General features: G+C 51.3%; 11 protein-coding genes and 1 pseudogene. 6 read left to right on the top strand and 6 right to left on the bottom strand.

Going from position 1 to position 12267, the window contains the following annotated elements; all coding sequences use genetic code 11:
• Positions 1–151: 151 nt before the first annotated feature.
• On the top strand, positions 152–1798 hold the full coding sequence (fumB, locus tag OGY15_RS19350) for a class I fumarate hydratase (RefSeq protein WP_278237925.1): 1647 nt from the start codon (positions 152–154) through the stop codon (positions 1796–1798).
• Positions 1799–1940: 142 nt separating this feature from the next.
• Positions 1941–3344: a class II fumarate hydratase gene (gene fumC, locus OGY15_RS19345; protein ID WP_210905043.1), complete on the top strand. Its 1404-nt coding sequence runs from the start codon at positions 1941–1943 to the stop codon at positions 3342–3344.
• On the opposite strand, the gene tus is transcribed toward fumC, so the two are convergent.
• Both tus and rstB read right to left on the bottom strand, forming a co-directional pair.
• Positions 3341–4270: a DNA replication terminus site-binding protein gene (gene tus, locus OGY15_RS19340; RefSeq protein ID WP_187252487.1), complete on the bottom strand. Its 930-nt coding sequence runs from the start codon at positions 4268–4270 to the stop codon at positions 3341–3343. The genes fumC and tus overlap by 4 nt on opposite strands.
• 74 nt (positions 4271–4344) lie before the next feature.
• The gene (rstB, locus tag OGY15_RS19335; RefSeq protein WP_151225422.1) at positions 4345–5646 is read right to left on the bottom strand and encodes a two-component system sensor histidine kinase RstB; all 1302 of its coding nucleotides are present in this window, start codon (positions 5644–5646) and stop codon (positions 4345–4347) included.
• Between the two features lie 206 nt (positions 5647–5852).
• Between rstB and OGY15_RS19330 the strand changes: the two genes are divergently transcribed.
• From OGY15_RS19330 to OGY15_RS19315, 3 genes and pseudogenes are all read left to right on the top strand, one after another.
• A complete protein-coding gene (locus OGY15_RS19330) occupies positions 5853–6197 on the top strand; it encodes a DUF1294 domain-containing protein (RefSeq protein WP_151225423.1) in 345 nt (114 codons plus the stop codon).
• Positions 6198–6238: 41 nt separating this feature from the next.
• Positions 6239–6763 (top strand): hypothetical protein, encoded by a 525-nt coding sequence (locus OGY15_RS19325; protein WP_286540702.1) that lies wholly within the window; start codon positions 6239–6241, stop codon positions 6761–6763.
• Between the two features lie 332 nt (positions 6764–7095).
• Positions 7096–7287, top strand: a pseudogene (locus tag OGY15_RS19315) (HoxN/HupN/NixA family nickel/cobalt transporter); the annotation flags it as partial.
• Between the two features lie 177 nt (positions 7288–7464).
• Here OGY15_RS19315 and rstA read toward each other — a convergent pair.
• Positions 7465–8199, bottom strand: a complete 735-nt coding sequence (gene rstA, locus OGY15_RS19310) for a two-component system response regulator RstA (RefSeq protein ID WP_151219130.1) — start codon at positions 8197–8199, stop codon at positions 7465–7467.
• 126 nt (positions 8200–8325) lie between these two features.
• On the opposite strand from rstA, the gene OGY15_RS19305 reads away from it, so the two are divergent.
• A complete protein-coding gene (locus OGY15_RS19305; RefSeq protein ID WP_043016398.1) occupies positions 8326–8661 on the top strand; it encodes a GlpM family protein in 336 nt (111 codons plus the stop codon).
• Here OGY15_RS19305 and folM read toward each other — a convergent pair.
• From folM to ydgH, 3 genes are all read right to left on the bottom strand, one after another.
• Positions 8658–9380, bottom strand: a complete 723-nt coding sequence (gene folM, locus OGY15_RS19300; RefSeq protein WP_210905045.1) for a dihydromonapterin reductase — start codon at positions 9378–9380, stop codon at positions 8658–8660. The two genes, OGY15_RS19305 and folM, sit on opposite strands and share 4 nt — an antisense overlap.
• A 36-nt stretch (positions 9381–9416) precedes the next feature.
• Positions 9417–10799, bottom strand: coding sequence for an amino acid permease (locus OGY15_RS19295; protein ID WP_210905046.1), 1383 nt, complete (start codon positions 10797–10799; stop codon positions 9417–9419).
• 186 nt (positions 10800–10985) lie between these two features.
• Positions 10986–11930 (bottom strand): DUF1471 family protein YdgH, encoded by a 945-nt coding sequence (gene ydgH / locus OGY15_RS19290; protein WP_151219133.1) that lies wholly within the window; start codon positions 11928–11930, stop codon positions 10986–10988.
• Between the last annotated feature and the right edge of the window lie 337 nt (positions 11931–12267).

Genomic DNA, 12267 nt, shown 5'->3' with positions numbered 1-12267 from the left:
ATTGTGTAGGATATGGTGACTCGCTTTTAATACCCTGAGTAATTCCGGTTGCGGAAAGCCCTTCCTTCTGCAACCCGACCTGCGGCAGGGAAGCAGGGCAATGGAACATCTGCCCAGAGAATAACCAGACCGAGCAGTAAGTGAGAGCACAATGTCAAACAAACCCTTTCATTATCAACATCCTTTTCCCCTCAAAAAGGATGATACCGAATACTATCTGCTGACCAGCGACCATGTCTCCGTTGCCGAATTTGAAGGGCAGGAGATTGTCAAAGTTGCGCCGCAAGCATTAACTTTGCTGGCTCGTCAGGCGTTCCATGACGCATCGTTTATGCTGCGTCCTGCGCATCAACAGCAGGTAGCCGATATTCTGCGTGACCCTGAGGCCAGCGAAAACGACAAATATGTGGCACTGCAATTCCTGCGTAACTCTGACATTGCGGCAAAAGGTATTTTGCCGACCTGCCAGGACACTGGCACCGCGATTATTGTGGGTAAAAAAGGCCAGCACGTCTGGACCGGCGGCGGTGATGAAGCGGCGCTGGCCCGCGGTGTGTATGACACCTACATCGAAGATAACCTGCGCTATTCACAAAACGCCGCGCTGGATATGTATAAAGAGGTGAACACCGGTACCAACCTGCCAGCACAAATAGATTTGTATACTGTCGACGGCGATGAATACAAATTCCTGTGCATTGCTAAAGGCGGTGGTTCGGCGAATAAGACCTATCTGTACCAGGAAACCAAAGCACTGCTCACGCCAGGAAAATTAAAAAATTACCTGGTTGAGAAGATGCGAACGCTGGGAACAGCGGCCTGCCCGCCGTACCATATTGCGTTTGTAATCGGTGGAACATCAGCGGAAGCCACGCTGAAAACGGTGAAACTGGCGTCTGCTAAATACTACGATGAGCTGCCGACCGAAGGTAACGAACATGGCCAGGCATTCCGCGATGTGGAGCTGGAAAAAGAGTTGCTGATTGAGGCGCAAAATTTGGGGCTGGGCGCCCAGTTTGGCGGGAAGTACTTTGCTCATGATATCCGCGTAATCCGCCTGCCGCGTCACGGCGCGTCGTGTCCGGTCGGAATGGGAGTCTCTTGCTCTGCTGACCGTAATATCAAAGCTAAAATCAACCGCGAAGGTATCTGGATCGAAAAACTGGAACATAATCCAGGCAAGTACATTCCAGAAGAGTTGCGTCAGGCTGGAGAGGGGGAAGCGGTGCGCGTTGATCTCAATCGTCCGATGAAAGAGATCCTGGCTCAGCTGTCGCAGTATCCGGTTTCTACGCGACTGTCGCTCAATGGTACAATCATCGTTGGCCGAGACATTGCTCATGCGAAACTGAAAGAACGTCTGGATAACGGTGAAAGTTTGCCGCAGTATGTTAAAGATCACCCGATCTATTACGCCGGTCCGGCAAAAACGCCAGAGGGCTACGCCTCTGGTTCGCTTGGTCCGACCACGGCCGGGCGTATGGACTCGTATGTTGACCAGCTTCAGGCCGCTGGTGGGAGCATGATCATGCTGGCGAAAGGCAACCGCAGCCAGCAGGTTACCGATGCCTGTCATAAGCACGGCGGTTTCTACTTAGGCAGTATTGGCGGTCCTGCGGCTGTACTGGCGCAGGGCAGTATCAAGAGTCTGGAGTGTGTGGAATACCCTGAATTGGGGATGGAAGCCATCTGGAAAATTGAAGTGGAAGATTTCCCGGCGTTTATCCTGGTGGATGACAAAGGCAATGATTTCTTCCAGCAGATTCAGACGTCGCAGTGCGCACGCTGCGTTAAGTAACGTCAGCCGCCCTACGGGGCGGTTTTTTTTTACCGCACGAACCACCAAACGACAGTTTTATCCTCGTTAATACTCATAAGACCAACGCAAGTGGGCAATGTCGAAACATAACCTAATCAATTGTTAATGTGAGGAGCAGGTAATGGTAACGGTACGCCGCGAAAATGATTCAATGGGGGCGATTGATGTCCCGGCTGATAAGCTTTGGGGCGCGCAAACCCAACGATCGCTGGAGCATTTTCGTATCTCTACGGAGAAAATGCCGGTCTCGCTGATCCACGCGCTTGCGCTGACGAAACGCGCCGCAGCAAAGGTTAACCAGGATCTCGGACTGCTGGCGGAGGATAAAGCCCGCGCAATTATGCAGGCGGCAGATGAGGTGTTGGCGGATAAGCACGTTGATGAGTTTCCGCTGGCCATCTGGCAGACCGGGTCTGGTACGCAAAGCAATATGAACATGAACGAGGTGCTGGCAAATCGGGCCAGCGAATTGCTGGGCGGCGTGCGGGGGATGGAGCGTAAAGTACACCCCAATGACGATGTCAATAAAAGCCAAAGTTCAAACGATGTTTTCCCGACTGCAATGCACGTTGCCGCGCTGCTGGCTCTGCGCAAATCGCTGATCCCGCAATTGCAGGTGTTAACCAAAACGTTAAGCGATAAATCCCACGCGTTTGCGAATATTGTCAAAATTGGTCGTACGCATCTGCAGGATGCCACACCGTTGACGCTGGGCCAGGAGATTTCCGGCTGGGTGGCAATGCTCGAACATAGCCTGAAGCACATTGAAAACAGCTTGCCGCATGTGGCGGAACTGGCGCTTGGTGGAACAGCGGTAGGGACCGGACTCAACACCCATCCGGAGTATGCCCGGCGGGTCGCGGATGAACTGCGAGTCATCACCTGTGCGCCGTTCACTACCGCACCGAATAAGTTTGAAGCGCTCGCCACCTGTGACGCGCTAGTTCATGCCCACGGCGCGCTAAAAGGGCTGGCGGCGTCGCTGATGAAAATTGCCAACGATGTGCGCTGGCTGGCATCCGGTCCGCGTTGTGGCATTGGTGAGATTTCGATTCCGGAAAATGAACCGGGCAGCTCGATCATGCCGGGCAAGGTCAATCCTACCCAGTGTGAAGCGCTAACCATGCTTTGCTGTCAGGTGATGGGCAACGATGTCGCGATCAACATGGGGGGGGCGTCGGGTAATTTTGAGCTCAACGTTTACCGACCAATGGTCATCCACAACTTCCTGCAGTCGGTACGGCTGTTGGCAGACGGTATGGAAAGCTTTAACGAGCACTGCGCAACGGGGATTGAGCCCAACCGTGAAAGAATCGATCAGCTGCTTAACGAGTCGCTAATGTTGGTGACCGCGCTCAATACCCATATCGGTTACGATAAAGCGGCTGAAATTGCCAAAAAAGCGCATAAAGAAGGGCTGACCTTAAAAGCCTCCGCCCTGGCACTGGGGTATTTGACCGAAGCGGAGTTTGACAACTGGGTACGCCCGGAGTTGATGGTGGGTAGCATGCGGCCTGGCAGTTAATCAGCAACGTACAGGTGCAGCCGGGGAATAATCAATCTCAACGGCTGCGCCTGAGGTTTAAAACGATGCTGGACATTGTCGGCATCGTAATTCAGTAACTCGCCGATATCCGGTACGGTCATACCGTTTTCATTGTTGATCAGCGCGATCAATGGCGTCGGACAGGCGTATTGTACCTGCTTTTGTGCTCCTTTGTACCAGACGCGGGCGATCGGCTGCACTTTTACCGGTCGTTTAATCTTCAGGCGCGCATGCTGCCCCAGAGCGGCAATATCCTGATATTCACGTTCAAGTTTTGCCTGCCACTCTTCACGCGTCCAGGGATGTACGCTACGCGGTGACGTCAGGCTTTTTTCCAGTTGCTGCAACACTTCATCGCGCTTCAGATTTTTAATAATGTGTTTGTTGGCCCAACCAAATCGCAGAGTCGCCGGTTCTCTGACAAGGGTAAGTGTACGGTAGGCATTCAGCGTAATCAGCCCGGGCAGGTGGCGATGCACCCATTCAAAACGGGCTGCCGGTGCGAGCCCGGATTCCACTGTGACAATGCGCTCAAAGGTGGTTTTGAGCTGATTAATACGCTGTATTTGCGCTTCCAGATCACGTTGAGTCGCATTATCCACCTGATAACACAGCACGCCAGGTAGGCGGACAGCTGCTTTACTGCTACGATTCTCTGATTGTTGCTGGATAAACAAATGACGATAGTGGCGCAGCGCCAGTGTTTCTGCTTCTTTACCTAAATGCTGTTTAACATCAATGCTCGGTAGCGGGGCGTGTTCTGCTTCTTTAACCACTTCCGGTAACGAGAATACGCGTGCAATCAGCAGCGTCTGCTGCAACAGATTTTCATTCAGAAGCGCCAACTCTTGTTCCATCTGGCGGAAGGTGCCGTTCAGGCGGTCGACGAGATCGTAACGGGTCATTGGGGTTACCATTTTAGTTACAACATACTTTTTTATAGCATAACATCTGCCACCTGACTACCGAGCAGAACGGGTCAGGCAGGTGAAATTTCAGGAATGTCATGCCAGACGGGCCAACTGAAGCAAAAGCGGGCGCCGCCGAGCTCACTTTCATCGCAGACGACCGTGCCGCCCATTGCCAGTGCGATTGAATGTACGATAGCTAAACCAAGCCCGCAACCACCGGTCGCCCGGTCGCGGCTGGGATCAAGGCGTACAAACGGTTCAAAAATCTGTGCGCGGGCATCAGGTGCAATACCGGGTCCGTCGTCTTCCACAACCAGCGTCGCCTGATTTCCGTTTAATAGCAGGCTTGCTTGTACCGTAGACTGGCAATAGCGCAGGGCGTTATTCAGGAGATTATCCAGGACACGCTCCATCAGGCGCATATCCAGCGCACCATAGTCGCCGCTCTTTAGATGGCGTAAGCGCACCGCTCGATCAGGGTTTACGCTTTGCACATCCTCCAGATGGGTTGTCAGCCAAACGGGCAGGTCCGGTACCGTGAGCTTTAATTCGTTTTGTGGGCGGTCCAGCCGGGCATAGGTCAGTAACTCCTCGATTAACGCTTCCAGTTGACCAATATCACGATTCAGGGCCAGCGATTCCTGCTCGGTGAGGTTATCGCTCATTTCCAGCCGGTAGCGTAAGCGTACCAGTGGGGTCCGAAGCTCATGGGCAATGCCATCGATAAGCTGTTTTTTACTGGCGATTAAGGCATTGATATTATCCGCCATCTGATTAAACGCCACGCCCAATCGCTCAAAGCTGGAACCACTGTCAAAATGGAGGCGCTCACCCAGATGCCCTTCGCCAAAACGCTGTGCAGCGGCTTCCAGTCGGAGCATTTCCTGCCAGTGCGGACGCATCCAGATAAGCACCGGGAAGGCCAGAGAAATAGCAATAAATGCCATCAGCGCGATGTCCAGCAAGCGCATTTGATGGAGAAAATAGAGATACGGGACCGGGCCAACGGCCAGTACATAGTGACTGCGAGGGATCCGTTGAATAAAGGTGTACTGATCGTCAAGCGCGACGATATCGCCTTCGCGCAAACGCAGCATGGTTGGCGCGTCCAGTGTGTATTTATTTAGCGGCTCAACACGCAGGTCAAAAGAGAGGTTCAAATCCATCTCTTTTAGCGTCTTACCCCAGTCACGTGGCGGGATTTCGCGTAACTCACTACGCATCAGGTATAGCGAGCTTTTCATCAAATCGTCGAGCGACTGCCGGCCTGCGCGTTCTGCGGTGAATTTGTATACCAGACCGACCAGTAGTGTCATCACCAGAAAGCAGACAAACAGCAGGAGATAAAACTGCACAAACAGCTTCTTCATCAAAATCACCAGACGCTCAAAGGGTTAGCTAATCTCATCGAAAATGTGCGGGTGCGGATAACTCTCCGAATGCCATTAAGCACACTCAGTGGAGCAGATTACACTGTATCGACTATTTCTGCATTGCCATGCTCCGCTCGGCGCTTTGGCATGTATGACGTATAATGCGGCTTTGATGCATTCTGAGCTATTCCACGACTAATAAAATGACTCTCAATCGTTTCTGTTACTTGCTACTGATTTTGGCCGCGTCAGGCAGTATGTTCACCTCACATCCCTTTGTCATGTGGTGTCTGCTTGCTAATGTTTTGACGCTGGTCATTTACGGCGCAGATAAAATGGCGGCGCGCAGGGCCTGGCGCAGAGTGCCTGAATCCACTTTGCTGGTGTTTGGCGTGGTGGGCGGGTGGCCTGGCGCGATTGTGGGCCAACAACTCTTTCATCATAAAACACAGAAACAGCCATTCAAAACTTATTTCATTATCAGTATCTTATTGAGTGTTTCAACGATGGCAGCTGTTTATTGGCTCTTTCCACTTTCATTTTCCTGAGCATCAATCACAAGCATTATAAACAGCGGAGACAGGATGATATGAAGATCTATATTATTGACCAGAATGGCGATTTAACCTTACAAAACGGTCGCAGTATTGTTGTTGAGTTTGCTGATGGCAAATCGTTTGAACTGGCTGGTAGCCCACAACCTTTACCAGAGGGAATTCCTGAAGGGCTTCATATTTGGGGGGGCAGAATTCCGTATCAGACGTCAGAAGAAGTGAACACCTCGCAACTGGATTTTAAACCGGTAGCGGCCAATGGCATGATTGTTTCACCACTGCCGATTAAAGAAGCTGATTCCGGTGTTACAGGAATGTTTATTGCTGATGATGACGGTTCTTTGCAACCGGTAAAACAAAACAGGGTGGTTATCGCGCTTGATAATGGCAAAACTCTGGAGTTCATGGAGCATTATGCCAAAAGTGGGCTGCTGGTCTGGGGGGGACGCGAGCCCGATCCGCAACTTCCTTTTGAAGAAGTTAAGCAAAGAACCGAGAGCCTTGGATTGTATCTACTGGCAGGCAACGTTGTTCATGTATTTCCCTATAAAGTAGAGTAACAGTATGCTTTTTCGCCTCAAGGCTCAATCAAATAAAGGGCCGCATTGGATAAATCGGTAGTCAATGGCTGGCTCTGCCGATGGGGGCTCGTTCCTGATGGCGAACAGATAGAACGGCAACGTTTGCTGATGTGGATTATTGCCTGGTGTGGACTATCGTCCGCCTGGTTTATGCAAGACGGGTGCAGAGCGACAGTCCCCCTGTGCGTAGCGGAGTTAGCGACTGCGGAACTTGCTTCAGGTGGCCATCAACTTTGTTCTACGACACTGGGTTGGTAATTCTTAAAAGTTATCATTAGCACGGTAAACGTTTTAATAATCAATCAGTGAACGGCGGTGTGGAGGCGCTGGGACTTCTTTCGCAGGCGTTTTCACTGCAGGGAGGATTGTGGGATGCCGTCAGTGATTTGAGTGACCATATGGGGAATGTCGGGTTTGCCATTATTGGCGTCTTTATCGGTTGCTGGATTATTTCTGCACTAAACTACCGTTGGAAAAAATACGACGGACTGACGTTTAGTTGAGACAAAAAGACGGTTTTAAAATAGTGGGAACGAAATATAGGGAGCGAGAAGGTGAGCGGCCATTCAAAAATGTAGAATGGAGCTGGAGGGCGTTTGTATGCCTGTTATGCAGTCGAGTTTGTGTGACAGTGTAACGCAAAGGGTGGGTTTGCCGATCAATATGACCGGCTCGGTGGATTACTTCTGAGGCCCGACATCCCAGGCATGCGGCGCGAACAGATAACCTTTGTTGCGTATCGTTTTGATTCGGTAGGGTTCCGTCGCGTTATCGAGCAGTTTTTTGCGTAACCGGGAAATTGCGACATCGACACTGCGATCCATGCCGTCATAACTTACACCGCGCAGATTTTTCAGCAACGCATCGCGGTCCATAATTTGCCCGGCATGAGTTGCCAGTTCCCACAGTAATTCGAAATCGGCGGTGGAAAGAGATACCTGCTCGCCGCCAAGCAGCACGGAACGATTGGTTGGGTCGATGGCGAGTGTGCCAAAGCGCAGCGTGGCGTGTGGTGTGATTGTTGCCGCCTGAATGCCTTTAGACTGCGCAGAGTGTTCATTCTGGCGCAGATGCAGGCGCAGGCGGGCCAGCAGCACCGCTGGTGGCGTTGTTTTCAGAATATAATCGCAGGCCCCCATTTCCAGCGCCAGAATATGGTTCATGTCGCTGTCCAGCGAGGTAAGCAGGACAATCGGACCCTGCCAGCGCCCACGCAAATCGCGGCAGATAGTCATCCCATCTTTGCCCGGCAGCATGATATCTAATAACACCAGGTCGGGTTGAACTTGCAGGATTTTCTCCTCGGCTAAATCGCCACGAGGTTCCACGATAACCTCAATATCATGCCGAGCCAGATAGGCCGCGATCAGCGAACCCACTTCGGGATCATCTTCAACAAATACGATGGTATTCATATCATTAATTTTGAATATAAAACGTCAACATACACCGCCCTCGTTTTTCCTTCCATTAATCTTTTCTAAACAAGAATGCTTCCGTTATGCTAGAGGCTGATGTTATTGATGTGTTAAGGCAGAGTGATGGGACTCGTTATAAAAGCGGCGCTCGGTGCGCTGGTGGTGGTGTTGATTGGTTTGCTGGCGAAAACAAAGAATTACTATATTGCCGGATTAATTCCGTTGTTCCCAACCTTTGCGTTGATTGCCCACTACATCGTGGCCAGTGAACGTGGGATCGAGGCGCTGCGTACAACCATTGTATTCAGCATGTGGTCGATTATTCCTTATTTTGTCTACCTCGTTTCGCTGTGGTATTTCACTGGATTTATGCGTTTGCCTGTCGCGCTCGGCAGTTCAGTGGTGTGCTGGGGCCTGAGCGCGTGGTTGCTGATTTTCTGTTGGATTAAACTGCATTAACGCAGATGACGTCCACCATCAAGGGCAAAACTACGTCCGGTGACAAAACAGCTGGTTAGCAGATAGTCAATTAAATCAATGACCTCTTTTTCACCTGGCGCTGTTTTCATCAGGGATTTATTTAATGCCTGCTGGCGATACTCTGCATCGTCACCCTCGTTAAACAGGATTAGCGAAGGGGCAATGGCGTTCACTTTCACTTCCGGCGCCAGTTTACGCGCGAACGAGCGGGTCATATTATCCAGCGCCGCTTTACTGGCAGCATAGGCAATGTGCTTATCGCTGCCGCGCTCCACCACATAATCCGTAAAATGGATAATATCGCTGGCTGCGTGTCCATGACCGCGCAGCAATCCTTCAAGCGCATGGTTAAGCAGGTAGGGCGTATTGACGTGAATTTGCATCATACCTGACAGCACGTCGGTCAGCGGAGTGCCGGGTTTTTCTGCAAGCCAGGCACTGGCATTATGCACAATGGCGCGCAGGCCATTGGTATGAGCCTTAACTTCATCAGCAAAGGCCAGCACGCCTTCATCGCTGGAGAAATCAGCCTGGATACACAGCGCGCCCGCACCCCGTAGGCCATCAATGGCGGGGTAATGCGTACGGTAGCTGACGATAACCGGCTGTTTTTGATTCAGAAAATGCCATGCAACGGCGAGGCCGATGCGACGGCCTCCACCGGTGATAAGAATTGGCAATGGGGGTTTTTGACCCATCGTAATCTCCATGTGTCGCGAACGATGGGGATTACGTTACCCCATCAGCATCCAGGTCGCCGGAACAGAAGCTACAAGCAGCAGGCCGATCAGCGCAATCTCCTGGCGGTTTAATACTTTTTCATGCTCGTGTGTTTTTCGGGCATACAGGAAAACCAGCAGTCCCGGCGCATACAACACCACGGACAGCAGCAGGTGCATCGGACCTGATGCATACAATAACCATATACCATAAATACTGGCGCCGACACCGACAGCCCTATGAAGCGGACGAGAGGCGATTTTCACCAGGAAGGCACCGACCAGGAAATAGGGCACCAGAATCATTTCTGAGGCGATGGTCAGTAACGTATTGTAGTCCGAACCTGTAAGCCAGATCAGTACCAGACAGAACTGGACGGAAATGTTGGTCAGCCACAGCGATGCGGAAGGTGCGCCTTGTGCATTCTGGCGGGCAAAGATGCGCGGGAAGGCTTTGTGTGTGGCGGCGAGGAACGGTACTTCCGCCGCCATAATCGTCCAGCTTAAATAGGCGCCGCACACTGAGACAATCAGACCTGCAGCAATAATTATTTCGCCCCATGGCCCCATCATTTTAACCATCAGACCGGCCATTGATGGGTTACGGATTTCCGCCAGTTCGGGACGCGCGACAACGCCCAGAGACAGCAAAGTGACCAGCAGGTATACGCCCAGCGCGGCGAGTACCGCCAGCAGCGTAGCACGCCCGACATCGCGTTTGTTTTTGGCTCTGGCAGAAACCACTACCGCACCTTCCACACCGATGAATACCCACAGGGTAATGAGCATGGTGTTTTTAACCTGCTCCCAGACGGGAACGCCCAATGCAACGCCGGTAAAATCAAGGGTAAAGGTGTCTAGCTTAAACAGCATGAAAGCCAGCACGATAAACAGACCCAGCGGCAGTAACTTCGCCAGCGTGGCGACCAGGTTAATACTGGCTGCGGTTTGCACACCGCGGAGCACAAGAAAGTGTACGACCCACAGTAGCACCGATGCGCCAACGATCGCCTGCCAGGTATTACCGTCGCCAAACAGACGTAACTCTGGCGTATCGGTAAAGAAGCTGAGTGCAGAGAAAACGATGACCAGATAAGAAACGTTAGCGATAACGGCACACAGCCAGTATCCCCACGCGGAGCAGAAGCCAATCAGTTCGCCGAAACCTTCCCGCGCATAGCTAAAGATGCCGCCGTCCAGTTCAGGACGGATACGCGTGAGGATCAGCATGGCAAAGGCGAGCAACAGGATACCCGCGCCGGTAATTGCCCAACCAATCAGTAATGCGGCCGGACTGGCTACTGCCGCCATATTTTGTGGCAGGCTAAACACGCCAGCGCCAAGCATTGAGCTTAAAACCAGCGCTGTCAGCGCGCTCAGACCCAATTTCTTTTCCATTTCTATCCAGTTACAAAAACGAGAGTGAGAGAATAATTATTTTGGCAAACCGCATAAAAATGGTGAAAGCCACTAAGGCGCGGGATTTTACGGAGAGAAGAGATTGCATGCAATGGGGATAGGCAGATTTGTGACTAAAAATGCTAAAGGCGGCATAAAGCCGCCTTTTAATGTTACTAATGACGATTACTTGTACAGGTCAGCGCTGATCGTAATGTTGTTACCACGTTCAGACCACTGGCGAGTGATGTGATAGTATTTCGCGCCTTTCTTCGCAGCGCGTTTGGCCACCTGGTACGAGATTTCGGTCATGTTGCCATAGTTACCGGTGAACTTGATGCTGTCGAACGGAACCATCATGGCGGCAGTCGCTTTGTTCAGTTCTTCAACTTTCGTTCCATCCGGCAGCGTGACAGTGTAACGCCCACCTTTGGTGGATTGCGTTTCGAAGAAGCGACCCACTTCAGCGCTCGGAGACGCGGTAGTCGCAACGCCCGGGATCTCAACTTTCTTCGCGGCTTCCCCGCCTGCTGCTAATGCGGCGCGACCGGCATCAGAGTCTGCTGGGATCGCATCAGGGCTTTGCACAACGCGTTTTTTCGCATCAGCTTTGTAGATAAATGCAGTAATACGTTGGTTGCCGCCCTGGTTGGCATCGACCTGGCGCACGATATAGAAGGAGTAAGCACCTTTCTCTTTCGCCGCTTTGGTGATGGCATCGTTCACTTCAGGTTGGCTGCGGTAGAAACCCTGCACCGTAACGGTATCATAAGGTTCTATCAAAACGGCCTGATCTTTGGGTAATTCCATTACACCGTTAATGATACGGTTTTTGGATGCTTCCGCTTTTTCAGCGTCGGCTTTGTAAACGTCAGCGACAACGCGCCAGTTACCGCCGCTGCCAAAATCTGAGGTATCAACAACATAAAAGGAGGCTGCACCGTCTTTATCTGCACGGCGTGATACGGCAGTCACCGCATCACCGATCGCATTAAAACGACCGGTAACCACAATGCGGTCATAGGGTTTAAGGGCAGCAGCTTGCTCCGGCGTCAATTCTGTCGCTGCATTTACAGAAAAAGCAGTCGCAGAAATAAGTGCGGACGCCAGGAAAGTGTTCTTAAGCTTCATAAAAATAATCCTTCGCCTTGCGCAAACCAGGTACTGGTATTGTTATTGACTAGAAACGTCGCTGATTATTGCATTTAAATTGTGTCAGTGTCTGCGTCATTTTTCACTCATCGTGCCACCTGACGTAACAACATCGATAATATTTTGTGATATGTCGAAAATTTCGGCGTTTGGTGACGAAAACTGATAAAGCAGTTGAATTTCATAAGTTAATTTAATGTTAATTAATTGTTTTTGACAGGTACGTAATCATGTTTTGCCGCTTCGCTTGAGCGAATTATCGGTCTTTGTGGGCTATTTTTAGGGCATTTTATCTGTCTGAGGTTCGAATCATCTC

It is taken from the genome of Citrobacter sp. Cu231 (assembly GCF_030332265.1).
GTDB classification, from domain to species: domain Bacteria; phylum Pseudomonadota; class Gammaproteobacteria; order Enterobacterales; family Enterobacteriaceae; genus Citrobacter; species Citrobacter meridianamericanus.
The sequence above is the reverse complement of the archived record's forward strand: the minus strand, read 5'-3'. Positions and strand labels throughout refer to the sequence as shown.

Bases quoted from the DNA above. Each gene is read 5' to 3' on its own strand.
- fumB (WP_278237925.1), top strand. From the start codon at position 152: ATGTCAAACAAACCCTTTCATTATCAACATCCTTTTCCCCTCAAAAAG.
- fumC (WP_210905043.1), top strand. From the start codon at position 1,941: ATGGTAACGGTACGCCGCGAAAATGATTCAATGGGGGCGATTGATGTC.
- tus (WP_187252487.1), bottom strand. From the start codon at position 4,270: ATGACCCGTTACGATCTCGTCGACCGCCTGAACGGCACCTTCCGCCAG.
- rstB (WP_151225422.1), bottom strand. From the start codon at position 5,646: ATGAAGAAGCTGTTTGTGCAGTTTTATCTCCTGCTGTTTGTCTGCTTT.
- OGY15_RS19330 (WP_151225423.1), top strand. From the start codon at position 5,853: ATGACTCTCAATCGTTTCTGTTACTTGCTACTGATTTTGGCCGCGTCA.
- OGY15_RS19325 (WP_286540702.1), top strand. From the start codon at position 6,239: ATGAAGATCTATATTATTGACCAGAATGGCGATTTAACCTTACAAAAC.
- rstA (WP_151219130.1), bottom strand. From the start codon at position 8,199: ATGAATACCATCGTATTTGTTGAAGATGATCCCGAAGTGGGTTCGCTG.
- OGY15_RS19305 (WP_043016398.1), top strand. From the start codon at position 8,326: ATGGGACTCGTTATAAAAGCGGCGCTCGGTGCGCTGGTGGTGGTGTTG.
- folM (WP_210905045.1), bottom strand. From the start codon at position 9,380: ATGGGTCAAAAACCCCCATTGCCAATTCTTATCACCGGTGGAGGCCGT.
- OGY15_RS19295 (WP_210905046.1), bottom strand. From the start codon at position 10,799: ATGGAAAAGAAATTGGGTCTGAGCGCGCTGACAGCGCTGGTTTTAAGC.
- ydgH (WP_151219133.1), bottom strand. From the start codon at position 11,930: ATGAAGCTTAAGAACACTTTCCTGGCGTCCGCACTTATTTCTGCGACT.